The organism is Phytohabitans sp. LZ39, from assembly GCF_059359075.1.
The window spans coordinates 41,252-63,635 of sequence record NZ_JCADBM010000010.1; the positions used below are offsets into that span (position 1 = coordinate 41,252).

Sequence of the window (22,384 nt, forward strand, 5' to 3'; positions counted from 1 at the left end):
GGTGCAGAACAACCATGGCCGCAGAGGTCTTCTACGACGATGACGCGGACCTTGGAATCATCCAAGGCAAGAAGGTCGCCGTCATCGGGTACGGCAGCCAGGGCCACGCCCACTCGCTCTCCCTCCGGGACTCGGGCGTCGAGGTGCGGATCGGCCTGCCCGAGGGGTCGAAGAGCCGGCCGAAGGCGCAGGAGCAGGGCCTGACCGTCGGCACGCCGGCCGAGGTGAGCGCGTGGGCCGACGTCATCATGCTGCTCGCGCCCGACACCGCGCAGCGGAAGATCTACGCGGAGTCGATCGCGCCCAACCTCACCGCGGGCAAGGCGCTCTTCTTCGGGCACGGGCTCAACATCCGGTACGGCCTGATCGAGCCCCCGGCCGACGTCGACGTGGCCATGGTCGCGCCGAAGGGCCCGGGTCACCTGGTCCGCCGCCAGTACGTGGACGGCAAGGGCGTGCCGTGCCTCGTGGCCATCGAGCAGGACGCCAGCGGCAACGCGCTCGCGCTGGCCCTGTCGTACGCGAAGGGCATCGGCGGGTCTCGGGCGGGCGTCATCAAGACGACGTTCAAGGAAGAGACGGAGACCGACCTCTTCGGTGAGCAGGCGGTGCTTTGCGGCGGCGCGACGGCGCTGGTGCAGACCGGCTTCGAGGTGCTCACCGAGGCGGGGTACGCGCCCGAGGTGGCGTACTTCGAGTGCCTCCACGAGCTCAAGCTCATCGTCGACCTCATGTACGAGGGCGGCATCGCCCGCATGCGGTACAGCGTCTCGGACACCGCCGAGTACGGCGACTACACCCGCGGCCCGCGCGTGATCGACGACCGGGTCAAGGAAGAGATGCGCCGGATCCTCGGCGAGATCCAGGACGGCAGCTTCGCCCGCGAGCTCATCGCCGAGGACGACGCCGGCCGCCCCAACTTCAACAAGTACCGTGAGCAGGGCGCCGCGCACCCGATCGAGGAGACCGGCAAGAAGCTCCGGTCGATGATGAGCTGGGTCGACCGCCCCATCACCGAAACCGCCTGACGTCCGTTTGATCAAGGCGTACGCTCCAACCCCTCGGAAGGTTGCGTGCGCCTTGATCACGGATCGGACGAGACTGCGTTACCAGCAGATTGCGTGCTTGGAACTATTGCGAGCGTTGCCCCCCACCTTCCCCCCAATCTGTCTTCGCTTACGGCACTTAATCGAACCCTCGGGTACCGTCGATTCATGCGTCTGGAGCAACCGCACCGAACCGAGCGCTTCGGCGCCGTCCGGATCCACGAGCTTCAGCGCGTCATCGAGCTCGACTCGGGCGCGCAACGCGGCGCTGACCAGGGCGGATCCCATAGTCAGCTAGTGCCCCCCGACGCCATGCGAGCGGTCGAGGAGGAATTGGTCGTCGTTATTCCGTGCATGAATGAGACACGCAGAGTAATTGAAGGCGTGCTCTCTGGAATTCCGCACGATTGCCTCATCATTCTCGTCAGTAACAGTGCTCGCCAGCCCGTCGATCGGTACGAGATTGAGGTGCAGAGCCTGGAGCAGTTCTGCCGCTCCGCGGAGCGGCCGGCCATGGCGATTCACCAGCGCGATCCCGGCCTCGCCGCGGCGATCAAGGCCGCCGGCATGCCGGAGCTGATCGACGACGATGGGCTGGTCCGCACCGGCAAGGGCGAGGCGATGCTGATCGGCATGGCGATGGCCGCCATGACCGGCCGGCGCCACCTGGGCTACGTCGACGCCGACAACTACGTTCCCGGCGCGGTCAACGAGTACTGCAAGGCCTACGCGGCCGGCCTCCACCTGGCCTCGGCCGACAGCCCGTACTCGATGGTCCGCATCTCCTGGCACTCCAAGCCCAAGCTGCGCGACGGCCGCCTCTTCTTCAGCCGCCGCGGGCGCAGCTCCGAAGTCACCAACATGTTCCTCAACCGCCTCGTCGCGGAGTACTCGGGCTTCGGCACCGAGGTGATCGCGACCGGCAACGCCGGCGAGCACGCGCTCAGCCTCGAGCTCGGCCTGCAAATGCGGCTGGCCGGCGGTTTCGCGGTGGAGCCGTTCGAGTACGTCGAGCTGTTCGAGCAGTTCGGCGGCGTGCTGCCGGCCGTCTCCTCGCAGGTGCTGCCGCACTCCGTGCCGGTGCTACAGATCGAGACGCGCAACCCGCACTTCCACGACAACAAGGGCGAGGACCACGTCAAGGGCATGCGCATGCAGGCCCTCAACGTGCTGTACCACTCGCCGGTCGCGCTGCCGGCCGTGCGCGAGGCGATCCTGGAGTTCATGGTCTCGGAGGGCGCGCTGGCGCCGGGGCAGGAGCCGCCGCGGGAGCGGATCTACCCTCCGGTGGGCTCGTTGGCGTTCGACACGTTCCTCGACGCGCTCAGCTCGGAGGCCACGTCGTTCCGCCAGGTGGGGCGCCAGTTGGCTCGTGTCGACCGTCACCCGTTCGGGTAGCCGCCGGTTACGTCGCATTTGTAAAGGGTTGTGAGGGCGCTCACGCCGAGGCGGGAGCGACTGAGCGTCCTCGTACGCCTACCATCGCGGGATAGGGCACGCACGCTTTCCCCGCGCCGATCGTCGCGCCCAGACGTCCGGTGCGACGGATGGCGATGACCGCGAGAGCCGTCCGCTCGCGGGGGAGGCGCAGGGCGCAGAGCGGCGCGCTGTACGGCCACACTCACTCAAGGTCGACGCGCTGCCGACAACCCGCCCACAAACCTACGAGGACAGATGACTCCCGTCGTACTGATCGCTGAAGAGCTCGCTCCCGCCGCCATCGACGTGCTCGCGCACGACTTCGACGTCCGCCACGTCGATGGCACCGACCGCCCAGCACTCCTCGCCGCACTGGCCGAGGCCGACGCCGTGATCGTCCGCTCCGCCACCCAGATCGACGCCGAGGCTGTCGCCGCGGCCCCCCGCCTCAAGGTCGTCGCCCGGGCCGGTGTGGGCCTCGACAACGTCGAGGTGCCCGCCGCCACCGCCCGCGGCGTCATGGTCGTCAACGCGCCCACCTCCAACATCGTCTCCGCCGCCGAGCAGGCCCTCGCGCTGTTGCTCGCGGTCGCGCGCAACACCGCCAGCGCCAGCGCCGCGCTCAAGGCCGGCGAGTGGAAGCGGTCCAAGTACACCGGCGTGGAGATCCAGGGCAAGACCGTCGGCGTGGTCGGTCTCGGGCGCATCGGCGTGCTCTTCGCCCAGCGGATCGCCGCCTTCGGCACCCGCCTTATCGCGTACGACCCCTACGTGCAGCCGGCCCGCGCGGCTCAGCTCGGCGTCCGCCTGGTCGGGCTGGAGGAGCTGTTGCGGGAGAGCGACTTCATCTCGATCCACCTGCCCAAGACGCCGGAGACCGTGGGCCTCATCGGCGAAAAGGAGCTGGCGCTCGTCAAGCCGGGCGTGCGTATCGTCAACGCCGCGCGCGGCGGCCTCATCGACGAGCAGGCCCTTGCCGACGCGATCGCCGAGGGCCGGGTGGGCGGCGCCGGCATCGACGTGTACGCGAAGGAGCCGTGCACCGCGTCGCCGCTGTTCGAGCTCGACAACGTGGTGGCCACCCCGCACCTCGGCGCGTCCACCGCCGAGGCGCAGGACAAGGCCGGCCTCGCGGTCGCCAAGAGCGTCAAGCTGGCGCTCCAGGGCGAGTTCGTGCCCGACGCGGTCAACGTGCAGGCCGGTGGCGTGGTCGCGGAAGACGTGCGGCCGCTGCTCCCGCTCGCCGAAAAGCTCGGCAAGGTCTTCACCGCCGTCGCCGGCGGCGTGGCAGCCAGCGTCACCGTCGAGGTGCGCGGCGAGGCCGTCGCCAACGAGGTGTCCGTGCTCAAGCTCGCCACCACCAAGGGCCTCTTCGCCTCGGTGGTCGAGGAGCAGGTCACGTACGTCAACGCGCCGCTCGTCGCGGCCGACCGCGGCGTCGAGGTCGACCTGGCCACGTTCGCCGACTCGGTCGACGAGCCGACGCTGGTCACCGTCCGCGGCGCGCTGCCCGACGGCCGCACCGTCAGCGTCTCCGGCACCGTGGTCGTCAGCGGCACCAAGGAGATCATCCGGCTCACCGAGGTCGACGGGTTCGACCTCGAGCTCACCGCCGACGGCATCCTGCTCTTCTTCCGGTACGTCGACCGGCCCGGCGTCGTCGGCGCGATCGGTTCGATCCTGGGCGAGTCGGGCGTCAACATCGCGGCCATGCAGGTGGCCCGGCGCGAGGCCGGCGGCGAGGCGCTGATGACGCTGACCGTCGACTCCTCGGTGGGCGCCGAGCTGCTCACCCAGGCCGCCGACGTGATCGGCGCGACCGCGGCGAGCGCGGCCGACCTCCGCGAAGAGTAAGCGTCAGGGCTCCCCGCCAAGAGCGGGGAGCCCCACAACGCCTTCCGCCTGACCACGCCAGATCTGGAGACCGTCCGGAGCGGCCGCCAGCTTCGATCATTTGAGCTACCGCGACGGACGTCGCGGTAGCCCAGATTGAATTGGATCTTCGGGCCTCAAACGACCCGCGTTGGCGGTGGGTAGACGGTGCCGTCCTGGAGGTCGAGCAGCATGAGGTCGTGCTGGCCGGCGAGACGCTCGATCGCCTCCAGCACGGCGTCCGCGCACGACTCGTCGAGGCACATCAGGACGTGGTCGGGCGCGACGTGCAGGGGAGCGTCGGCCCACGGGCTGTCCGCGACCGGCTCCTTGTCGGGATACTGGGCGGTCAGCTCGGCGTAGAAGCCGCCGATCCTGCGGTCGACTTGGCCCTCCGCGTGCTCACCTTCGCGGCACAGCTCATGCGCCGCCCGTACGTCCGCTGGCGTGGCGCCACCGTCGAGGGCCCACACGACGAGGTCAAAACTCACGGGCACAGATATTGCCATCCGGTGAACGCCCGGGGGTGCCCACCCCACGCGACACGCGGCGGGGGCCCCGCCTTGCGCCCGGTCGGGGCGAGTCGCTAGCGTATTCATTCGGTTACACACCGCGTGGGCCCGTCTTCGGGTGACGCGGCCGGCGAGGTGTGTTTCCGCACCTCCCGTGTGCGCGAGCCACGCGTACCCGAACTGCCGATCAGCCTCCGCGGTCACTTGCCGAGACCGCGGAGGCTGATCTTCCTTACCCCCTGGAGTGAAAGCCTTTAGGCGGGGCGGCACTCTGCGAAGAGCATGCGGTAACCGTCCACAGTGGGAAACCAGCCGAGGCCGGCGGGCCCGGCGGCGTAGAGGGCCGTCGCGTAGGCGTCGGCGACGGACAGGTCGGGGCCGGCCACTACCGCGCAGCCCACGTGGCGCACGATCTCGGCGGTGTGCGGGTCGACGACGTGCCCCCGGTGGCCGGTGATGCCGGAGGTGCCGACCGCGCCCTCGGTCATCTCCAGCACCATCGCCACCTTGCGCGGCTCGCGCGGGTGGTGGATCGCGACGCGCCATGGCCCGCCGTGCGGTGCGTTGCCCCGCACCGCGAGATCCGCCTCGCCGACCACGGCGTAGTCCTCGATGCCCGCGGCGCGCAGCCGCGCGGCGGCCCGCTCCACCGCCCAGCCCTTGAGCAGACCGCCCGGGTCGAAGCCGCCGGGCACCGCCCAGGCGTCGAACCACCCGTCGGTGGCCGCCCGCATCGCGTCGCAGCGGGCCACGATGTCGGCGAGCGGTGGGTAGGCGTCGGGGGTGACCTCGCCGCGGCGCAGCAGCGACACAAGGCTGCCGCGGCGTAGCGGGCTGTAGGTCACGTCGATCGCGCGGAGCTCGGCGACCGCGTCGGCGATGGCCAGGCTGACCGTGCGGCGGCTCATCCACGGGGGCGCGACGAGCATCAGCGAGAAGTCGGCGGCCGAGGTGTGCACCGCGTGGCGGGCGACGAGGCGGCCCGTGGCGGCGGCGGTCGCGGCACCGAACGGCCTGTTGGCCGGGCCCTGATAGCCGAGCCAGAGGTCCGCGCGCCCCCGCCCGTCTCTCGGCCGCCCCGCACGTGCGACGCTTTTGCTCGGTAGCGGGACCTGCTGGATCGCCATGTTGGACAAGGTAGGTCCTCAAGTTGATCGGATCATGGGGATTACCTGAGAAAGACCTGTGTACCGAATGGTGAGACTCGCGTACCGAGAATCGGGACGGGCGATTAACGTTCCTTCAGTAGGCGGTCTGACGAAGGGGTTCGACGTGGCACACATCGCGGTGGTCGCCGGCGACGGCATCGGGACCGAGGTGGTCGCGCAGGCCCGCAAGGTGATCGACGCCGTGCTCCCCGGGGTGACCGCGACGGAGTACGACCTGGGTGCCGCGCGCTACCACCGCACCGGCGAGGTCCTGCCCGACTCCGTGCTCGCCGAGCTGGCCGAGCACGACGCGATCCTGCTCGGCGCCGTCGGCGACCCGAGCGTCCCGCCGGGCGTGCTGGAGCGGGGGCTGCTGCTCAAGCTCCGCTTCGACTTCGACCAGTTCGTCAACCTGCGGCCCTCCCGCCTCTGGCCCGGCACCTCCAGCCCGCTCGCCCAGGTCAAGCCCGGCGAGATCGACTTCGTCGTGGTGCGCGAGGGCACCGAGGGGCTCTACGCGGGTGCCGGCGGCACGCTCCACCGCGGCACCCCCGCCGAGGTCGCGACCGAGGAGAGCCTCAATACGCGACACGGCGTCGAGCGGGTCATCCGCGACGCGTTCACCCGCGCCCAGCGTCGCGAGCGGCGCAAGGTGACGCTGGTGCACAAGACCAACGTCCTGAGCCACGCCGGTGGCCTGTGGTCGCGCGCCTTCGAGGCGGTGAAGGCCGACTTTCCCGACGTGGAGACGGAGTACCAGCACGTCGACGCGGCCGCCATGTTCATGGTCACCCAGCCGCAGCGTTACGACGTGGTGGTCACCGACAACCTCTTCGGCGACATCCTCACCGACATCGCCGCCGCGGTCACGGGCGGCATCGGGCTCGCCGCGAGCGGTTCCATCAACCCGACGCGTGAGTTTCCCTCGATGTTCGAGCCGGTGCACGGTTCGGCTCCGGACATCGCCGGCAAGGGCCTGGCCGACCCGGTCGCGGCCGTGCTGTCGGCGTCCCTCCTGCTCGATCACCTCGGCCACGCCGACGAGTCCCGTCGAGTATCCGAGGCGGTCGCGGCCGAGTTGGCGTCCCGCACCCCGGGCGCCCCGCTGCGCACCGCCGAGGTCGGCGACCGGCTCGCCGCCGCTGCCGCGGCGTAGCCCGCTCTTCCCCCCTTCTTCACCCCGCGCTTTTGAACGAGCGTTCGGGGTATCCTGCATTCCCATAGTTTTGGAGGTCCAGCGCCATGAGCGGTGGTGACAAGCTCGACTTCGAGATCCGTCCGAATCCTCAGCCGGTATCGGCCACCGAGCGCGCCGCGCTGCTGGCCAACCCGGGCTTCGGCCGCATCTTCACCGACCACATGGTCACGATCCGATACGCCGACGGCAAGGGGTGGTACGACGCCCGCGTCGAGGCATACGGGCCGATCATGATGGACCCGGCCAGCGCCGTTCTGCACTACGCGCAAGAGATCTTCGAAGGGCTGAAGGCATACCACGCGGCCGACGGCGGCGTGACGATGTTCCGCCCCGACGCCAACGCCCGCCGCTTCAACATCTCGGCCGAGCGCATGTCCATGCCACACCTGCCCGAGCAGGTCTTCCTCGACGCGCTGCACCACATCATCGAGATCGACCGCGGCTGGATCCCGGCGACCGAAGAGGGCAGCCTCTACCTGCGCCCGTTCATGTACGCGAGCGAGGTCTTCCTCGGCGTGCGCCCCGCGCTCGAGTACACCTACGCGCTGATCGCCTCCCCGGTGGGCGCCTACTTCTCGGGCGGCGTCAAGCCCGTCGCGCTGTGGGTCTCCCAGGAGTACACGCGCGCCGCGCCCGGCGGCACCGGCGCGGCCAAGTGCGGTGGCAACTACGCCGCCTCCCTTGCCGCACAGGCCGAGGCCATCGAGCACGGCTGCGACCAGGTGGTCTTCCTCGACGCCGTCGAGCGCAAGTACGTCGACGAGATGGGCGGCATGAACGTCTTCTTCGTCTACGACGACGGCACCATGGCCACCCCGCCGCTGACCGGCACGATCCTGCCCGGCATCACCCGCGACTCGGTGCTGGCGCTGGCCGCGCGGGAGGGCCGCCGCGTCGAGGAGCGCCTGGTGAGCTTCGACGACTGGCGCGCCGACGCCGCGAGCGGCCGCCTCCGCGAGGTCTTCGCCTGCGGCACGGCCGCGGTCATCACGCCGATCGGCGTCGTCCGCACCCCCGAGGGCGAGTTCACGATGGGCGACGGCGGCCCCGGCGAGGTGACGATGGGCCTGCGCGAGCAGCTCGTCGCCATCCAGCGCGGCCGCGCCGAAGACCCGTACGGCTGGGTCCACCGCGTCCTCTAGCGCCTCCGCGGCGGGTTGCCGCCTGGACCATCAATAAAGATTTGGGCTACCGCGATGTCCGCGGTGGTCCAGACCGCTGCTCCCGCGGCCTCACCCGTCCGCCGTTGGTCGCGCCGGTGCTCGACGTTTGTCCACAATGTCTATTCCCGGATCGGCGATCGGGGAAAGCAGCAGGGGTTCCGTTGCCGCGAGTAACCGTCGCGGCGGTGTGAGCGGCGCGAGATTCGAGATCTAGGAGCGTTAGGGCGCTATTTCAACCCTAAATCTCCTAGATCTCGAAGTCTGGCCGTTTGGCTGGTGACACTGCGTCAGGATGGCGGAGGTAGGGACCGCGCAGACCCGCTCGGGCTTGTCTCGCGGAGCTGGCAGTGGACGGCCGGGCAAATCTGCCTCGAAGCAACGCCACGACGAGCGGCCGCTCTTTGGGACGCAAGCAGATCTTGGCACGGATTGGCCCCCATAGGGGCCACTAAATACCAAGATCTGGCGGGTTGGCCGGGGTTCGGCTCGGTCTGCGAGCCGCCTGCCGGGGAGCGGACCAGCGCCGGGCCGGGCGGGGACCTGTAGCGGGTCAGGGGCGCGGCCAGCCGTGGTCGAAGATCGGGTAGCGGTCGGCGGCCGGCGCGGTCGACGCGTGGAAGACCGCGGCGTCCAGGCCCAGGGAGCCGTCGTCGTCCGGGGTGTCGTCCCAGCGTGGGGCCCACTCGATCGCGAATGCCTGCCGGAGCCGCATCGCGACCGCGTAGGCGACCTCCGGCACGGCCGCCAGGTCGATGGTCTCGCCGCGGAGGGCGAGCTGGGCGTGCAGCTCGCACGAGATGGCGTCGCGGAGGCGGGCAGCCTCGGCCGGCAGATCCTCCATCCAGCTACCGTCCGCCTCCCGCCCGCCGGCCGTCAACCCGGCGGTGGGATGTCACACAGCGGTCAGGAGAGCAGGTGCGTGCGGAGCGAGGCGAGCTGCTCCGGCCGGATGCCGGCGGCCAGCAGGTAGCCCTCGGGGGAGCCGTGCCGCTCGCGCAGCTCCTTGAGGAAGAGGAGCATCGCCTCGGCGGGCGAGGAGAAGTACGGGCGGGGGATGTCGTTCACCCGGACCTTGCGGGTGCGCAGAAACTCGGTGAAGCGCGCCGACGCCTCCGTGCTCAGCGCGTAGTCCGTGGCGATGTCGTCGTCGCTCACGCCGAGCACCGACAGGGTGAGCGCGCAGACCACGCCGGTGCGGTCCTTGCCGGCCACGCAGTGCACGACCACCGGGGCGGCGGCCTCGTCGGCGATCACGCCGATCGCCGTGGAGATGCCCGCCACGCCCTGCTCGGCCAGGTCGTGGTAGCGGTTGGCGAGGTAGCGGGCGACGCCCAGCTCCTCCTCGAACGGGATCTCGTCCCAGTCCTGGTGTTCGGGGTGGATGTGGAGGTAACCGAGCCCCGTGTACTCGGGCACGCGGCCGTCGCGGGTGACCTCGTGGGGGCGGCGCAGGTCGATGACCGTCCGCACGCCCAGCGCGGCGAACGCCTCCGTGTCGCCGCGGTCGAGGCGGTGCAGCGAGTCGGAACGGAAAAGCCGCCGCCAGCGCACGGTGCGGCCCTCGTGGCCCACGTAGCCGCCGACATCGCGGAAGTTGAATGTGGTGGTAAGGGGCAGCGTGCGATCCACGCCGCTACGGTAGCTCAGCAGGCAAACCGGGGCGCTCACGCGGCCGCGTGAGCGCCCCGGTCCTCAGAGGGAGGGAACCGATCTACTAGAGCCCGGTGTAGTACGAGCCGAGCTTGTCCCGGTAAACGGGGTCCGTGTACGTGTTCTCGTCGAACTCGGGCGCGGACTTGATCTCGTCCTTCGTCCGGTCCACGTACACCTTGCGGTCCTCGTGGTCTGCGTTGTTCACGACGCCCGCCGGCAGCATGACCTTCTTACCGAAGATCCACGGGCCGGTGTCGACTACCAGGTAGCTGGAGTTGACCTCATAGCTGCATCGGTCGATCTTGCCGATGCCGCCGTCCGTCGCCTCCACCTTGTAGCCGACGAGGTCCGCGCCGGTCACGCCGGCGTCGTCGCGATACGTCCACGGGTCGAACGCCCGTCCCGGCACGGCACCCGGCATCGAGCCACCGACCTCATTCGGGGTCGGGGGTTGGTACGGGGTCTGGGGATCGTGCCTGTTCACGGCTATCACTCCTTCCGACCCAGGAGGTACCCCACATCGAGGGTCACCTAACCTAGTGACCCTTCCCGAGATGTGGACCTTGCTTTCCAAACGTGCCGGCGCGGTGGCAGAGTGTCTACTCGTGACCCACCTCGCCCTCATTATTGGCACCTAGCGCGCCGGCACCCCTCACGCCGAGCGCGCAGACCTCCCGCGACCGCGGGGGGTCTTTTTGTTGGACAGGAGAGGAAGAGCCATGACCTTCCAGGTGTATGACACCACGCTCCGTGACGGGGCGCAGCGTGAGGGGATCAGCTACTCCGTCGTGGACAAGCTCGCCGTGGCGCGGCTCCTCGATGAGTTCGGCGTCGGTTTCATCGAGGGCGGCTGGCCGGGAGCGATGCCCAAGGACACCGAGTTCTTCGCCAGAGCCCGCAACGAGCTACCTCTTAAACACGCCGTACTCGTGGCGTTCGGCGCGACCCGCAAGGCCGGCATCGCGGTCGCCGACGACCCGCAGGTACGCGCGCTGCTCGACGCCGAGACGCCCGCCGTCTGTCTCGTCGCCAAGTCGGACATCCGCCACGTGGAGCGGGCGCTGCGCACCACCGGCGCGGAAAACCTCGCCATGGTGCACGACAGCGTGGCCCACTTCGTCGCCGAGGGGCGGCGGGTGTTCCTCGACTGCGAGCACTTCTTCGACGGCTACCGCTACGACCCCGCGTACACCGCTTCGGTCGTCTCCACCGCCCTCGAGGCGGGCGCCGAGGTCGTCGTGATGTGCGACACGAACGGCGGCATGCTCCCGTCGCGGGTGACCGCCGCGATCGGTGAGCTGGTCGAGCGCCTCGGCGTCGGGCCGGAGCGGCTCGGCATCCACTGCCAGAACGACACCTCCTGCGCCGTCGCCAACACCGTCGCCGCGGTCGAGGCGGGTGTGAAGCACTTCCAGTGCACCGCCAACGGGTACGGCGAGCGGCCCGGCAACGCCGACCTCTTCGCCGTCGTCGCCAATCTCCAGCTCAAGCTCGGGCTGCCCGTCCTACCGGACGGCTGCCTGGAACAGACGGTGCGCGTCTCGCACGCCATCGCCGAGATCGCCAACATCGCCCCCGACACCCACCAGGCCTACGTCGGGGCCGCGGCATTCGCTCACAAGGCGGGGCTGCACGCGAGCGCGATCAAAGTGGATCCGGTGCTGTACAACCACATCGACCCATCGATCGTGGGCAACGACATGCGGATCCTGGTGACCGAGATGGCCGGCCGGGCGAGCATCGAGCTCAAGAGTCGTGAGCTCGGTCTCGACCTGGCCGGCCATCCGGAAGCCCTCTCCTCGGTCACCCGCCGGGTCAAGGAGCTGGAGGCGCGCGGCTGGTCCTTCGAGGCCGCGGACGCCTCCTTCGAGCTGCTCGTCCGCTCGGAGCTGCCGGGCGAGACCACCGCGAAGCCGTTCGCCCTGGAGTCCTACCGGGTCCAGGTCGAGCACCGCGAGGACGGCGCCGTCGTCTCCGAGGCCACCGTCAAGGTCCGGGTACGGGGCGAGCGGGTCATCGCCACCGCCGAGGGAAACGGTCCGGTCAACGCCCTCGACGAGGCGCTGCGGGTGGCGCTCCGGCGGCACTATCCGGCGCTGGCCCACTTCGAGCTCGCCGACTACAAGGTGCGGATCCTCGAGGGGAGCCACGGCAGCGGCGCGGTCACGCGGGTGCTCGTGGAGACGGTCGACGGCAGCGGCCGCGACTGGACCACGGTGGGCGTACACGAGAACGTCGTCGAGGCGAGCTGGCACGCGCTCGTCGACGCGCTCACGTACGGGCTGTCACCCGCGCAGATCGCCTCGCGGTAGCGCCAGCTCCGCGTAGACCGGGCGGTGGTCACTGCCCGGGAGGCGAAGCACCGATACGTCGCGTACGCCGACGCGGCGGTCCACCAGCACGTGGTCGATGGTGACCGGTGGAATCCGGTCGCCAGTTATTCTGGCCGCTATCCTTCGGATCGCGGGCCCGCGATCCGACGAATGGCGGCGGTCGGGCAGGTACGGCCCCCACGTCCCGGTGAGCCCCGCGCCGGCCGCGTCCGCGGCGTCGCGGTAGCCGGAGGAGAGCAGGCGGCGCAGCGGCGCGTGGTCGAGCGTGGCGTTGAAGTCGCCGATCAGGATCCGCAGCGGCCCGCCGGGCGTGGCCCGTGGCTGGCCGTCGAGGTCGCGTTCCCAGTCGCGGAGCTTTCCCAACGCGTACGGCGCCATGGGGTGCACCGACTCCACTGTGGCCGGTGCGGCGCCGGGCGCGGTCAGCGTGCCGTACGCCTGCGTGAAACCGCCCGGGTTTTCCCGCACGCCGGTGCCGGTGAGCGGGAAGCGGGAGTACAGCCCCGAGCCGCTGGTGCCCACGACGGGGTTGAGCTCGCGGTGCGGCAGCAGCCCGGCCAGACCGTACGCGTCGAGGCGGGCGGCGGCCTCGGGCGTGAACTCCTGCACCGCCAGCACGTCCACCTCGTGCTGGCGCACCAGCCGCACGAGTGTCTCCGCGTCGCCCGCGCCGGCGAGCAGGTTGGCGGTCAGCACGCGGAGCGTAGGACCCTCGACGTCGGTGGCGCCGCCGACCGCGCGCGGCACCACCACGGCGATCAGCGCGACCGCGGCGGCGACCGCGACGCCCGCCGGCCACCAGCGCCGCAGGGCGAGCGCCAGCGTGACGGGGACGAGGCTCCAGGCGGCCACGTACGGCGTGAAGGCGAGCAGCTGCACGAGCGGCCCGCGCTCGACGCCGAGGAGCCGCACGGTGGCCCACAGCAGCCCGGGGGCGGCGACCGCCCAGCAGAGCACCGTCAGCCCTCTCGCCATGCTTCGACCGTATCCACGGTGATCCACCAGAATGGTGTAAATCGGTTGTAGGCCTCGTGTGGGTTGTGTGCAGACTGTGGCCTTGACCGAGAATCTGACGATCCGGCCGATCACCGGGCCGGACGAGATAGGCCTCTTCAACTCGCTGCCCTACGTGCTGAACGACGAGCTCGCCGACGACCTCGCGACAGGTCGACGGCGTGCCGCGTGGATGTGGGTCGCCACGCGAGGTGACCGTGTCGTGGCACGGATCGCCTGGTGGGGGAGGGAGTCGGAGCCGGTACCAAGGCTGCTTGACGTTTTTGACCTTGATGACGGGGACCGGGACCGGCGGGCGGTGGGTGCGCGGCTCGTGGCCGCCGCCCTGGCCGCGGTGGGTCCCGCCGAGTACTACCGCCTGGTGCCGCCGGACTGGCACGACGATCCCGCGGCGGTGGACGAGCGCGTGGCGATCCTCGCGGGCGCCGGCGCGCGGCCGCTGGTCGAGCGGCTGCGCTTCGAGTGGCGGCCGGGTACGCCGCTGCCCGAGCCGCGCGGGCGGTTGGCGTTTCGGCCGGTGCGCGACGCCGGCGAGATGCTCGATCTGATGACCGAGGTGCTGGAGGGCACGCTCGACGGCCACAGCCTCCTCGACCTCGAGTCGATGACCCCGGCGGAAGCGGCCCGCAAGCACTTCGACGGAGAGCTCGCGCACTACCGCAGCCCGCGTGAGTGGTGGCTGGTGGGCACGCTGCCGAGCGGCGAGCCGGTGGGCTTCGTGTGCCCGGCGCGCAACGACTACGGGCCCATCATCGGATACATCGCGGTGCGCCCGGCCCACCGCGGTCACGGCTACGTCGACGACCTCGTCGGCGAGGCCACGCGCTTCCTGGCGGGCCAGGACGTGCCGCGCGTCCGCGCCGCCACCGACGTGGGAAACATGCCGATGGCGCGCGCCTTCGAGCGGGCCGGGTACGCGAACTTCGAGCGCGTGGTGACGATGGTCTGGTAGTACCGTGGTGGGATGACTCTCGAGACGAAGGGCGCGCCCGCCCACCGCCGATGAGCGCGGGCCGGTCGATCCGGCTCCGCACCCCCCGCGAGCTCCGCGCCAGCCGGCGCCGCCGCGAGCACCCATGTTGGGACCATCTTGTCGCCGCACCCCTGTGGCCACTGCACGGGGTCAACCTCGGCACGCTCCTGCGTACCTGTGACGCGGTGGGCGCCTGCATTGCCGTGCCGCGGTTCCGGTGGGTGCCGGACGCGCTCGACAAGGGCAACACCCTGCGGCGGCCGGCCTGCGTGCACTGGGTCGGCAACCCGCTCGGCTGGCTGGCCGAGCAGCGGGCCGGCGGCGCGCACGTGCTCGGCGTGGAGCTGGCCGAAGACGCGCTGCGCCTGGCCGACCTGCCCGCCGCTCGCCGTCGCACCGTCGCGGTCCTCGGCCACGAGCAGAGCGGCATCCCACCGGAGGCGCTCGACCTGCTCGACGACGTGGTCGAGATCCCGATGGTCGGGATGGGCGCCAGCCTCAACGTGGCGGTGGCCGGATCGCTGGTCCTTTACAAGCTTGCCGGGCTAGCGTGAGGTCTTGTGGATATCGCGATCGGACTGCCGAACACGTTGCACATCAAGGGTCCCGACGTTGTCGAGTGGGCGCGCCGCGCGGAGGAGCGCGGCTTCAGCTCACTCGCCACGATCGACCGGATCGTCTACCCGTCTTACGACTCGCTGACCGTGCTCGCCGTGGCCGCCGGCGCCACGTCGCGCATCCGGCTCTTCCCGGACATCCTCCTCACGCCGGCGTACCCACCGGTGTGGCTGGCGAAGGCGACGGCCAGCCTCGACGCCCTCTCCGGCGGGCGCCTGACGCTCGGCCTCGGCGTCGGCAACCGCCCGGACGACTACGCGGCGATGGACCGGCCGCTGGAGCGGCGCGGCAAGCTGATGGACGAGACGCTCGACCTCCTCCACCGCTCGTGGGCCGGCGAGAGCGTCACGGGCGACGAGCACCCGGTCGGCCCCGAGCCCGCCGCCGGCGGCCGGATCCCGGTGCTCATCGGCGGCGGCTCGGACGCGGCGGTGCGGCGCACGGTGGCCTACGGCGAGGGCTGGACCGTGGGTGGCGCCAGCCCCGACCAGATCGGCCCGATGGTCGCGAAGGTGCGGCAGGCGTGGCACGACGCCGGCCGCGAGGGCGAGCCGCGGATCGCCGCGCTTGCCTACTACGGCCTCGGCGACGAGGACGTCTCGAAGGCATCGCTGCGGCAGTACTACAGTTTCCTCGGCGAGTGGGCCGACAACATCGCGAACGGCGCGCTGCGCACCCCGGACGCGATCCGCGCGGCGGCAAAGGCTTTCGCTGACGTGGGCGTCACCGAGCTAGTCTTCGACCCGACCATCCCCTCGGTCGAGGAAGTGGACCGGCTCGCCGACGCGGTGCTGTGAGCCAGGCCCGCCAACGCTTCGCGGCCGCCCGCGTCGCCATACTGGCCACAGTGGACGACGCGGGCACGCCGCACGTGGTGCCGGTGACCTTCGCCGTCGAGGGTGACACCGTCGTGTCCGCGGTGGACGGCAAGCCCAAGCGCGGCACGGCGTTGCGCCGCCACCGCAACATCCGCGCCAACCCGCGGGTCAGCCTGCTCGCACAGCACTGGGACGAGGACTGGTCGGCCCTGTGGTGGGTCCGCGCCGATGGCCTGGCCGTGGTCACCGAGGCGCCGTCCGCTGTGGACCGCGCGGTCACCCTCCTGCGTGAGAAGTATCCCCAGTACGCCACTGTGGACGTGCACGGCCCCGTCATCGAGGTGGCCGTACACGCCTGGCGCGAGTGGACCGCCTGGTCCTAACCAGGCCGGGTGTGCGGGAGAGCTTTCGAGCTGCTCGCACAAACGGGGCAGCCGGCCGCCTTTCTGACTGGTGCTCCCCAGAGACCTTTCGGCGTCAGGGTTCGCGGGCCCGGCCACAACGCACGGTCAAATTCGAGGCACGATTTTTCCCAGGTCCGTGTCAGTTGTAGGCCGTATGCGCGGGGTCCCCGGGGAAACTGTTGGACATGGCCGCGCTGGTGGGGCATCTCTGGCGACATCGGATATTCCAACTGACCGAATACCCCTGTCTATCGGGTCGACGGTGGCGCGTTTTCCTGGTCGGGGTTGAGGATGACGCGGGCGATCTCGTCGATGGGCGCTGCGGGGAGATGCCAGGTCGGTGTGAAGTCGTCGGGCAGTGTGGTGCCGACGTAGATCGAGATTCGGGCCGTACGAAGCATCGGCACGTCGTTTGGGGTGTCGCCCACGGCCGCGATCTGCTCGGGGGAAACGTTGAGGGCGTTGGCGTACTCGGCGAGCAGGGTGGGTTTGGTTGCCGGGAAGACGTGGCGGATTCCGTCGCTGCCGTCGAGTTCGGTGCCGAAGTGTGCGTCGACGCCGAGGCGGCTGGCGAAGTAGGCGACGTTCGGGGCGTGTGCGAGGGACACGATGATCGTGCCGATGCCGGCCGTGCGCAGCGCGGTGATGCCCTCGATCGCGCCGGGCGCCAGCGGGATGTCGGCGAGCACCGCGTCCATGTCCTCGGTACTGAGATGCTGGAGGTATTCCCACATACCAAGGCGCGCCGCGATGAGCTCCTGTTCGGTGCGCGCCTGTTCCCAGACGGACGTTTGAGCGGCAAAACCGAACGTGTCGGCGATGGCCTCCAAGCACGTTTGTCCGCGTGTGAGGGTGCCATCGAGGTCGAAGGCGACCAGCCGAATCCCGGCTGGGACGTCGACAAGATCGCGTTGATCTGGGCCGGTGGGTTGGTGTGGCATCGATACTCCGAATCAGGTGTTGTTCCGGCGGCTGATTTCGGCGGCGTACGTGGTCCAGTCGCCCGCGCTGGCGCGTTGCCAAGCGACGGCGACCGCGATGTGGATGCCGAGCATGCGGGCCAACAGCGCGGCGGGCAGCTCGGTCGAGAGGGCGAACAGGGCGGTGGAGCGGGCTCGTCCGGAGTGGATGCCGAGTTGCCGCAGTCGCTCGGTCGGTGCCTGCGCGTCGTCGGGATGGCGCCTCCCCATCCCGATGGGCGGAGCGCTCCCGTCAGCGGCGAAAGAGGGGTAACCGCAACCAACAGCGGACCGGTGAGGCCGCGGGAGCAACGGTATGGACCACCGCGGACGTCGCGGTAGCCCGGGAAGCTCTTTAGATTTTGACGGTTTCGCCGACCGGGATGCGTGAGTACTCGGTGTTGCCCTTCATGGCGTGCCAGCGGTCGAGGATCTGCTCGCCCTTGTCGCTGAGCATCGCGTCGTGGATGGAGTGTGCGCGTGCCGGGCCGACCGCGCGCACGAAGTCGATGCCCTCGGCCAGCTTGAGCCACGGCGCGCTGGTCGGCACGAGCAGTGTGGTCACGGGCACGTCCGGCACGAAGAGCGAGTCGCCCGGGTGGTAGACGCCGTCGACGACGAAGCCGATGTTGGCGCAGCCCGGCAGGCCGTCGTAGATCTCGGCGTGCGCGCCGCCCACGACGCGCACCTGGAAGCCGCCCGCGTCGAACTCGTCGCCGCTCGCCACCGTGACTACGGCGTCGCCCAGCTTTTCGAGCTGCCGCGCGACGTCGGCGTGGGCGTACACCTTGAGGTCGGCGTTGGCGAGCTGGGCCGCGGCGAGCTTGTCGACGTCGACGTGGTCGGCGTGCTCGTGGGTGATGAGCACGTGCGAGACGCCTTCGAGCGCGGCGCCCTCGCTCCAGATGCCCGGATCGATGACGAGCTGGCGGTCACCGTCCTGTAGGCGTACGCAGGCGTGCGTGTACTTGGTCAGACGCATGATCCGAGCCTAGTCCGGCCCGGGTGACGCTGTCGGTTTCCTGAGCACCGGCTGACTCGTCTTCGGCTGTCTTTCGGTTCCACCTGGTGACATGGGCGTATGCGGGCGCCCGTGGTGCTGCCCCCCAGCTGACGGAACGCGGGCGCCCGTACGGCAGTGCTGGTTCTACGGAGGGAACGAGATCAATGCGGATCAAGACAATCGTGGGCCTGAGCTTCGCCGGTGCGGTCGCCGCGGTCGGGGTGGCCGGGGGTGTGGCGTACGCCGCGGACGACACCGGAAGCGGCACGGGCACGACCGTCAAGATCGTGGAGGAGGGCGGGTCGGCTGTCGACTGCCCCGAGAAGAACGGCGGTAACGCGCCGGCCCAGGAGAACCTGTGACGGAAACCGTACTTGAGGTCACGCCGGCGCACGTGCAGCTCGAACAGGCGTTGTTCGAGGTCAAGCGGGTGATCGTCGGCCAGGATCGGCTCGTCGAGCGGCTGCTCACCGCGCTGCTGGCGGATGGGCACTGCCTGCTGGAGGGCGTGCCCGGCGTGGCCAAGACGCTCGCGGCCCAGACGCTGGCGACGGCGGTGGGCGGCAGCTTCAGCCGGATCCAGTTCACGCCGGACCTGGTGCCGTCGGACATCGTCGGTACCAGGATCTACCGGTCGTCCAAGGAGACCTTCGACGTCGAGCTCGGGCCGGTCATGGCCAACCTGGTACTCGCCGACGAGATCAACCGGGCACCGGCCAAGGTGCAGTCGGCGCTGCTGGAGGCCATGGCCGAGCGGCAGGTGTCCATCGGCGGGAAGTCGCACCCGGTGCCCGATCCGTTCCTGGTCCTGGCGACCCAGAACCCGATCGAGTCCGAGGGCGTCTACCAGCTGCCGGAGGCGCAGCGGGACCGGTTCCTCATGAAGGTCGTGGTGGACTACCCGACCGACGAGGAGGAGCTGGGCATCCTCTACCGGATGGGCACGACGCGGCCCGAACCGCGCACCGTGCTCGATCCGGTGCGACTCCGGGCGCTCCAGGAGCAGGCGCGGGGCGTGTTCGTGCACCACGCGCTCGCCGAGTACGTCGTTCGCCTCGTGGTCTCCACGCGGCAGCCGGAGCGCTTCGGTGCGGGGGACGTGAAGGCGCGGCTGGCGTACGGCGCGAGCCCGCGGGCCACGCTCGGACTGGTGGCCGCCGCGCGGGCGCTGGCGCTGCTGCGGGGGCGCGACTACGTGCTCCCGGCCGACATCACCGACCTCGCGGTCGACGTGCTGTCGCACCGGCTCGTGCTGTCGTTCGACGCGGTCGCCGACGGCGTGAGCGCGGAGTCCGTGGTGCGCCGGCTCGTCGAGGCGGTGCCACCGCCGCAGATCGCACCTCATCAAGCCGAAAAGGCCGCAGCGTGAACGAGGGATACGCGTCCATCCACGAGCTGGCGCCGGAACGGCGGCTGCGGCGGCTGGAGCTCACCATCACCCGGCGGCTCGACGGGCTGCTGCACGGCCAGTACCTCGGCCTGCTCCCCGGAGCGGGCAGTGAGCTGGCCGGCAGCCGGGAGTACCGGCCGGGCGAGGACGAGGTGCGCCGCATGGACTGGGCGGTCACGGCGCGGACGAACGTGCCGCACGTCCGCGAGGTGGACGCGGACCGCGAGCTGACCACCTGGCTGCTCGCGGACGCCACGCCGAGCATGGACTTCGGCACGGCGGAGATCGAGAAGCGGGAGCTGGCCGTGGCGGCGACCGCCGCGGTCGGCTTCCTGACCGCCGGCTCAGGCAACCGGCTCGGCGCGCACGTGCTCGGCGCCGAGGCGGTGCGGCGCTTCCCGGCCCGTACCGGGCGGACCCACCTGCTCGGCCTGCTGCGCACGCTGCTCGCCGTTCCCCGTGAGGCTGAAGGCGCGCAGCCACCCGCCCTGGCGGACGCGATCGCGGGCCTGCGGCGGTCGGCGCCGCGGCGGGGCCTGGTGGTCGTGATCTCCGATTTCCTGGATGGCCTACCGGATACCGATGACCCAGAGGCCCGACCGGCTTGGGAGGAGGAGCTGCGCCGCGTGGCGGTGCGGCACCAGGTGCTGGCCGTCGAAGTGGCCGACCCGCGCGAGCTGGAGCTGCCCGACGTCGGACTCATCACGCTTGTCGACCCGGAGAGCGGGCAGCGGCGTGAGGTGTCGACGAGCAGCCGCAAGCTGCGCGAGCGGTACGCCGCGGCGGCGGCCGTCCAACGGGAGACCGTGCGGCGGGCGCTGCGGCGGTCCGGTGCGGCCCACCTTCCACTTCGGACGGACCGGGACTGGGTGGCCGACATCGTGCGGCACGTGTACGCCCAGCGTCGCCTCGCGATGGCGGCAACACCGAAGAGGGGGACAGCGTGAGAGAGCGTGGCATGCGGCGCCGGTCCACGACGACGGCGAGCGAGCGAACAAGGAGAGCACGGTGAGTTTCGAAAGCCCGGTGCGGCTCTGGCTGCTCGTCGGCGTAGCAGCCATAGCCGTGCTGTACCTGGTGCTCCAACGCCGCCGCAGCCGGTACGCGGTGCGCTTCACCAACCTGCGGCTGCTCGACCGGGTCGCGCCCAAGCGCCCCGGCTGGCGGCGGCACGTGGCGGCGACCCTGTTCCTGTCGATGCTGGCGCTGCTCGTGGTCGGGTTCGCCCGGCCCAGCGACGAGGTGCGGGTGCCGCGCGAGCGGGCCACGGTCATCGTGGCGGTGGACGTGTCACTGTCCATGATGGCCACCGACGTGGCGCCGGACCGGTTGACGTCGGCCAAGTCGGCGGCCCGCGACTTCGTCCAGGGGCTGCCCGAGGAGTTCAACGTCGGGCTGGTCGGCTTCGCCGGCAACGCCTCGGTGTTCGTGGCGCCGGTGACCGACCGGGAGGCCATGTACAACGGCATCGAGCGGCTCGAAGAGGGGAGCGCGGGCGAGCAGGGCACGGCGATCGGTGAGGCGATCTACGCGGCGCTGGGCTCGATCCAGTCGCTCGACGCGGAGGCCGCCGAGGAGACGCCGCCGGCCCGCGTGGTCGTGCTCTCCGACGGTGCCAACACGGCCGGCCGCGACCCCGACGAGGCGTCCGCGGCGGCCACGGCGGCGGGCGTGCCGGTGGACACGATCGCGTTCGGCACGGAGTCGGGTGCCATCGAGGGCGCGGGCCGGCGGATGAGCGTGCCGGTCGACGGCGAGACGCTCGACGCGGTGGCGCGGCAGACCGGCGGCACCTACCACCAGGCCGGCAGCTCCGACGAGCTGCGCGCGGTGTACGAGGACATCGGCAGTTCGGTCGGGTACACCACCGAGCGGCAGGACGTCTCGGCCCGGTTCATCGGCATCGGGTTGGTGCTCGCGCTGGGCGCGGCGGCCGCGTCGATGTTCTGGTTCTCGCGCATTCCATGATGGAGGAAACTGTGCACACAGGACTCGGAGAGCCCAGGGGGCCGGGCTTCATCTCTCCCGAGCTCGACCCGTGGGGTGCGCCCCGGCCCGGCGGCGTGGCGGGGGAGGTGGGCAAGCGTGACCCCTCACGATGGCCGCGCCTGCTGCTCGTGGGCCTCGCGGTGGTGGCGGTCTCCGCGACGTCCGGCGCGATCGCCGGCGGCGTGGTGGCGGACGACGACGCCGCGCCAGCCCCGAGCACGCCGGAGCCGGCCACCGCCGCCCCGCCGCCGGCGGCGGGTGGCGTGCCGAGCGACCTCGTCGCCGCGGCCGCGACCGCGCTTCAGGGCGTGGTGCAGGTCCGGGTGGGAAACTCGGGCGGCTCAGGTTTCGCGGTGGACGACCAGGGCCACATCATCACCAACAACCACGTGGTGCGGGGCGGCGGCTCGGTGAGCGTGGTCGGCCAGGACGGGCGGCGGCTGCCGGCCGAGGTGGTCGGCCGCGACCCGGGCAGCGACATCGCCGTGCTGCGGGTGGATCCGTCGTCCGGGCTGCGCCCTCTCGCGCTGGCGCAGCCCGGCACGACCCGGGTGGGCGAGCCGGTGCTTGCCGTCGGCTCGCCCCTCGGACTGTCCGGCACGGTCACCGCGGGGATCGTGAGCGCGCTCGACCGGCAGGTGCGCCTCGGCGACTCGGGCGCCCGGCGCAACGCGATACAGACCGACGCGTCGATCAACCCGGGCAACTCCGGTGGCCCGCTGGTCAACGCGCGCGGCGAGGTGGTCGGCGTGAACACCGCGATCGCCACGCTGGAGGGCAGCGGCAACATCGGTATCGGCTTCGCCATCCCGATCGAGCAGGCCCAGCAGGCGGCTGAGCGAATCATCAGCGGCGGCGGATAGCGTTCAGCC

At 70.8% G+C, this 22,384-nt stretch carries 24 protein-coding genes; 15 read left to right on the forward strand and 9 right to left on the reverse strand.

The window, feature by feature from the left end:
* Positions 1 to 14 precede the first annotated feature (14 nt).
* From ilvC to serA, 3 genes are all read left to right on the forward strand, one after another.
* On the forward strand, positions 15 to 1,028 hold the full coding sequence (gene ilvC / locus AC5L36_RS20100) for a ketol-acid reductoisomerase (RefSeq protein WP_441215173.1): 1,014 nt from the start codon (positions 15 to 17) through the stop codon (positions 1,026 to 1,028).
* A 186-nt stretch (positions 1,029 to 1,214) separates the two neighbouring features.
* Positions 1,215 to 2,444, forward strand: coding sequence for a mannosyl-3-phosphoglycerate synthase (gene mpgS / locus AC5L36_RS20105; protein ID WP_441215174.1), 1,230 nt, complete (start codon positions 1,215 to 1,217; stop codon positions 2,442 to 2,444).
* Between the two features lie 276 nt (positions 2,445 to 2,720).
* Entirely contained in the window at positions 2,721 to 4,319 is a 1,599-nt protein-coding gene (gene serA, locus AC5L36_RS20110; RefSeq protein WP_441215175.1) for a phosphoglycerate dehydrogenase, read from the forward strand.
* A 155-nt stretch (positions 4,320 to 4,474) separates the two neighbouring features.
* Here serA and AC5L36_RS20115 read toward each other — a convergent pair whose 3' ends face one another.
* Positions 4,475 to 4,828, reverse strand: a complete 354-nt coding sequence (locus AC5L36_RS20115; RefSeq protein ID WP_441215176.1) for a hypothetical protein — start codon at positions 4,826 to 4,828, stop codon at positions 4,475 to 4,477.
* 275 nt (positions 4,829 to 5,103) lie between these two features.
* On the reverse strand, positions 5,104 to 5,976 hold the full coding sequence (locus tag AC5L36_RS20120) for an FAD:protein FMN transferase (protein WP_441215177.1): 873 nt from the start codon (positions 5,974 to 5,976) through the stop codon (positions 5,104 to 5,106).
* 145 nt (positions 5,977 to 6,121) lie between these two features.
* Between AC5L36_RS20120 and AC5L36_RS20125 the strand changes: the two genes are divergently transcribed.
* Together AC5L36_RS20125 and AC5L36_RS20130 are read left to right on the forward strand one after the other, a co-directional pair.
* Positions 6,122 to 7,153, forward strand: coding sequence for a 3-isopropylmalate dehydrogenase (locus tag AC5L36_RS20125; protein ID WP_441215178.1), 1,032 nt, complete (start codon positions 6,122 to 6,124; stop codon positions 7,151 to 7,153).
* 86 nt (positions 7,154 to 7,239) lie between these two features.
* On the forward strand, positions 7,240 to 8,337 hold the full coding sequence (locus AC5L36_RS20130) for a branched-chain amino acid aminotransferase (RefSeq protein WP_441215179.1): 1,098 nt from the start codon (positions 7,240 to 7,242) through the stop codon (positions 8,335 to 8,337).
* 571 nt (positions 8,338 to 8,908) lie between these two features.
* Here AC5L36_RS20130 and AC5L36_RS20135 read toward each other — a convergent pair.
* From AC5L36_RS20135 to AC5L36_RS20145, 3 genes are all read right to left on the reverse strand, one after another.
* On the reverse strand, positions 8,909 to 9,199 hold the full coding sequence (locus AC5L36_RS20135) for a hypothetical protein (protein ID WP_441215180.1): 291 nt from the start codon (positions 9,197 to 9,199) through the stop codon (positions 8,909 to 8,911).
* Between the two features lie 62 nt (positions 9,200 to 9,261).
* Positions 9,262 to 9,987 carry a tyrosine-protein phosphatase gene (locus tag AC5L36_RS20140; RefSeq protein WP_441215181.1) on the reverse strand — a complete coding sequence of 242 codons (726 nt, stop codon included), beginning with the start codon at positions 9,985 to 9,987 and terminating at the stop codon, positions 9,262 to 9,264.
* 85 nt (positions 9,988 to 10,072) lie between these two features.
* Entirely contained in the window at positions 10,073 to 10,495 is a 423-nt protein-coding gene (locus AC5L36_RS20145; protein WP_441215182.1) for a PRC-barrel domain containing protein, read from the reverse strand.
* A 235-nt stretch (positions 10,496 to 10,730) separates the two neighbouring features.
* Between AC5L36_RS20145 and cimA the strand changes: the two genes are divergently transcribed.
* Positions 10,731 to 12,323, forward strand: coding sequence for a citramalate synthase (cimA, locus tag AC5L36_RS20150; protein WP_441215183.1), 1,593 nt, complete (start codon positions 10,731 to 10,733; stop codon positions 12,321 to 12,323).
* Here the strand turns inward: cimA and AC5L36_RS20155 are convergent.
* Complete coding sequence (locus AC5L36_RS20155) at positions 12,297 to 13,319, reverse strand: endonuclease/exonuclease/phosphatase family protein (protein WP_441215184.1); 1,023 nt, start codon at positions 13,317 to 13,319, stop codon at positions 12,297 to 12,299. The genes cimA and AC5L36_RS20155 overlap by 27 nt on opposite strands.
* 76 nt (positions 13,320 to 13,395) lie before the next feature.
* On the opposite strand from AC5L36_RS20155, the gene AC5L36_RS20160 reads away from it, so the two are divergent.
* From AC5L36_RS20160 to AC5L36_RS20175, 4 genes are read left to right on the forward strand one after another with little or no spacing between them, the layout of a single operon-like run.
* A complete protein-coding gene (locus tag AC5L36_RS20160) occupies positions 13,396 to 14,310 on the forward strand; it encodes a GNAT family N-acetyltransferase (protein ID WP_441215185.1) in 915 nt (304 codons plus the stop codon).
* A 50-nt stretch (positions 14,311 to 14,360) separates the two neighbouring features.
* Complete coding sequence (locus tag AC5L36_RS20165; protein ID WP_441215186.1) at positions 14,361 to 14,885, forward strand: TrmH family RNA methyltransferase; 525 nt, start codon at positions 14,361 to 14,363, stop codon at positions 14,883 to 14,885.
* 6 nt (positions 14,886 to 14,891) lie between these two features.
* Positions 14,892 to 15,746 (forward strand): LLM class flavin-dependent oxidoreductase, encoded by an 855-nt coding sequence (locus AC5L36_RS20170; RefSeq protein ID WP_441215187.1) that lies wholly within the window; start codon positions 14,892 to 14,894, stop codon positions 15,744 to 15,746.
* On the forward strand, positions 15,743 to 16,150 hold the full coding sequence (locus AC5L36_RS20175) for a TIGR03668 family PPOX class F420-dependent oxidoreductase (RefSeq protein WP_441215188.1): 408 nt from the start codon (positions 15,743 to 15,745) through the stop codon (positions 16,148 to 16,150). Before AC5L36_RS20170 ends, AC5L36_RS20175 begins: the two co-directional genes overlap by 4 nt.
* Positions 16,151 to 16,419: 269 nt before the next feature.
* On the opposite strand, the gene AC5L36_RS20180 is transcribed toward AC5L36_RS20175, so the two are convergent.
* The 3 genes from AC5L36_RS20180 to AC5L36_RS20190 all read right to left on the reverse strand — a co-directional run bounded on the left by AC5L36_RS20180 (position 16,420) and on the right by AC5L36_RS20190 (position 18,112).
* The gene (locus AC5L36_RS20180; RefSeq protein ID WP_441215189.1) at positions 16,420 to 17,112 is read right to left on the reverse strand and encodes an HAD family hydrolase; all 693 of its coding nucleotides are present in this window, start codon (positions 17,110 to 17,112) and stop codon (positions 16,420 to 16,422) included.
* A gap of 12 nt (positions 17,113 to 17,124) precedes the next feature.
* Positions 17,125 to 17,361, reverse strand: coding sequence for a hypothetical protein (locus AC5L36_RS20185; protein WP_441215190.1), 237 nt, complete (start codon positions 17,359 to 17,361; stop codon positions 17,125 to 17,127).
* Between the two features lie 124 nt (positions 17,362 to 17,485).
* Positions 17,486 to 18,112 carry an MBL fold metallo-hydrolase gene (locus tag AC5L36_RS20190; protein WP_441215191.1) on the reverse strand — a complete coding sequence of 209 codons (627 nt, stop codon included), beginning with the start codon at positions 18,110 to 18,112 and terminating at the stop codon, positions 17,486 to 17,488.
* 185 nt (positions 18,113 to 18,297) lie between these two features.
* On the opposite strand from AC5L36_RS20190, the gene AC5L36_RS20195 reads away from it, so the two are divergent.
* The 5 genes from AC5L36_RS20195 (at position 18,298) to AC5L36_RS20215 (ending at position 22,375) form a co-directional block, all read left to right on the forward strand.
* The gene (locus AC5L36_RS20195) at positions 18,298 to 18,495 is read left to right on the forward strand and encodes a hypothetical protein (protein ID WP_441215192.1); all 198 of its coding nucleotides are present in this window, start codon (positions 18,298 to 18,300) and stop codon (positions 18,493 to 18,495) included.
* Positions 18,492 to 19,502, forward strand: coding sequence for an AAA family ATPase (locus AC5L36_RS20200; RefSeq protein WP_441215193.1), 1,011 nt, complete (start codon positions 18,492 to 18,494; stop codon positions 19,500 to 19,502). The genes AC5L36_RS20195 and AC5L36_RS20200 overlap by 4 nt, the downstream gene beginning before the upstream one ends.
* Positions 19,499 to 20,470 (forward strand): DUF58 domain-containing protein, encoded by a 972-nt coding sequence (locus AC5L36_RS20205; protein WP_441215194.1) that lies wholly within the window; start codon positions 19,499 to 19,501, stop codon positions 20,468 to 20,470. The genes AC5L36_RS20200 and AC5L36_RS20205 overlap by 4 nt, the downstream gene beginning before the upstream one ends.
* Before the next feature lie 61 nt (positions 20,471 to 20,531).
* Positions 20,532 to 21,491, forward strand: a complete 960-nt coding sequence (locus AC5L36_RS20210) for a VWA domain-containing protein (RefSeq protein ID WP_441215195.1) — start codon at positions 20,532 to 20,534, stop codon at positions 21,489 to 21,491.
* Entirely contained in the window at positions 21,491 to 22,375 is an 885-nt protein-coding gene (locus tag AC5L36_RS20215; RefSeq protein WP_441215415.1) for a S1C family serine protease, read from the forward strand. Before AC5L36_RS20210 ends, AC5L36_RS20215 begins: the two co-directional genes overlap by 1 nt.
* Positions 22,376 to 22,384 lie beyond the last annotated feature (9 nt).

Coding starts and splice junctions, on each gene's coding strand:
- ilvC (WP_441215173.1), top strand. CDS start 15: ATGGCCGCAGAGGTCTTCTACGACGATGACGCGGACCTTGGAATCATC.
- mpgS (WP_441215174.1), top strand. CDS start 1,215: ATGCGTCTGGAGCAACCGCACCGAACCGAGCGCTTCGGCGCCGTCCGG.
- serA (WP_441215175.1), top strand. CDS start 2,721: ATGACTCCCGTCGTACTGATCGCTGAAGAGCTCGCTCCCGCCGCCATC.
- AC5L36_RS20120 (WP_441215177.1), bottom strand. CDS start 5,976: ATGGCGATCCAGCAGGTCCCGCTACCGAGCAAAAGCGTCGCACGTGCG.
- AC5L36_RS20130 (WP_441215179.1), top strand. CDS start 7,240: ATGAGCGGTGGTGACAAGCTCGACTTCGAGATCCGTCCGAATCCTCAG.
- AC5L36_RS20135 (WP_441215180.1), bottom strand. CDS start 9,199: ATGGAGGATCTGCCGGCCGAGGCTGCCCGCCTCCGCGACGCCATCTCG.
- cimA (WP_441215183.1), top strand. CDS start 10,731: ATGACCTTCCAGGTGTATGACACCACGCTCCGTGACGGGGCGCAGCGT.
- AC5L36_RS20155 (WP_441215184.1), bottom strand. CDS start 13,319: ATGGCGAGAGGGCTGACGGTGCTCTGCTGGGCGGTCGCCGCCCCCGGG.
- AC5L36_RS20165 (WP_441215186.1), top strand. CDS start 14,361: ATGAGCGCGGGCCGGTCGATCCGGCTCCGCACCCCCCGCGAGCTCCGC.
- AC5L36_RS20180 (WP_441215189.1), bottom strand. CDS start 17,112: ATGCCACACCAACCCACCGGCCCAGATCAACGCGATCTTGTCGACGTC.
- AC5L36_RS20185 (WP_441215190.1), bottom strand. CDS start 17,361: ATGGGGAGGCGCCATCCCGACGACGCGCAGGCACCGACCGAGCGACTG.
- AC5L36_RS20190 (WP_441215191.1), bottom strand. CDS start 18,112: ATGCGTCTGACCAAGTACACGCACGCCTGCGTACGCCTACAGGACGGT.
- AC5L36_RS20195 (WP_441215192.1), top strand. CDS start 18,298: ATGCGGATCAAGACAATCGTGGGCCTGAGCTTCGCCGGTGCGGTCGCC.
- AC5L36_RS20215 (WP_441215415.1), top strand. CDS start 21,491: ATGGAGGAAACTGTGCACACAGGACTCGGAGAGCCCAGGGGGCCGGGC.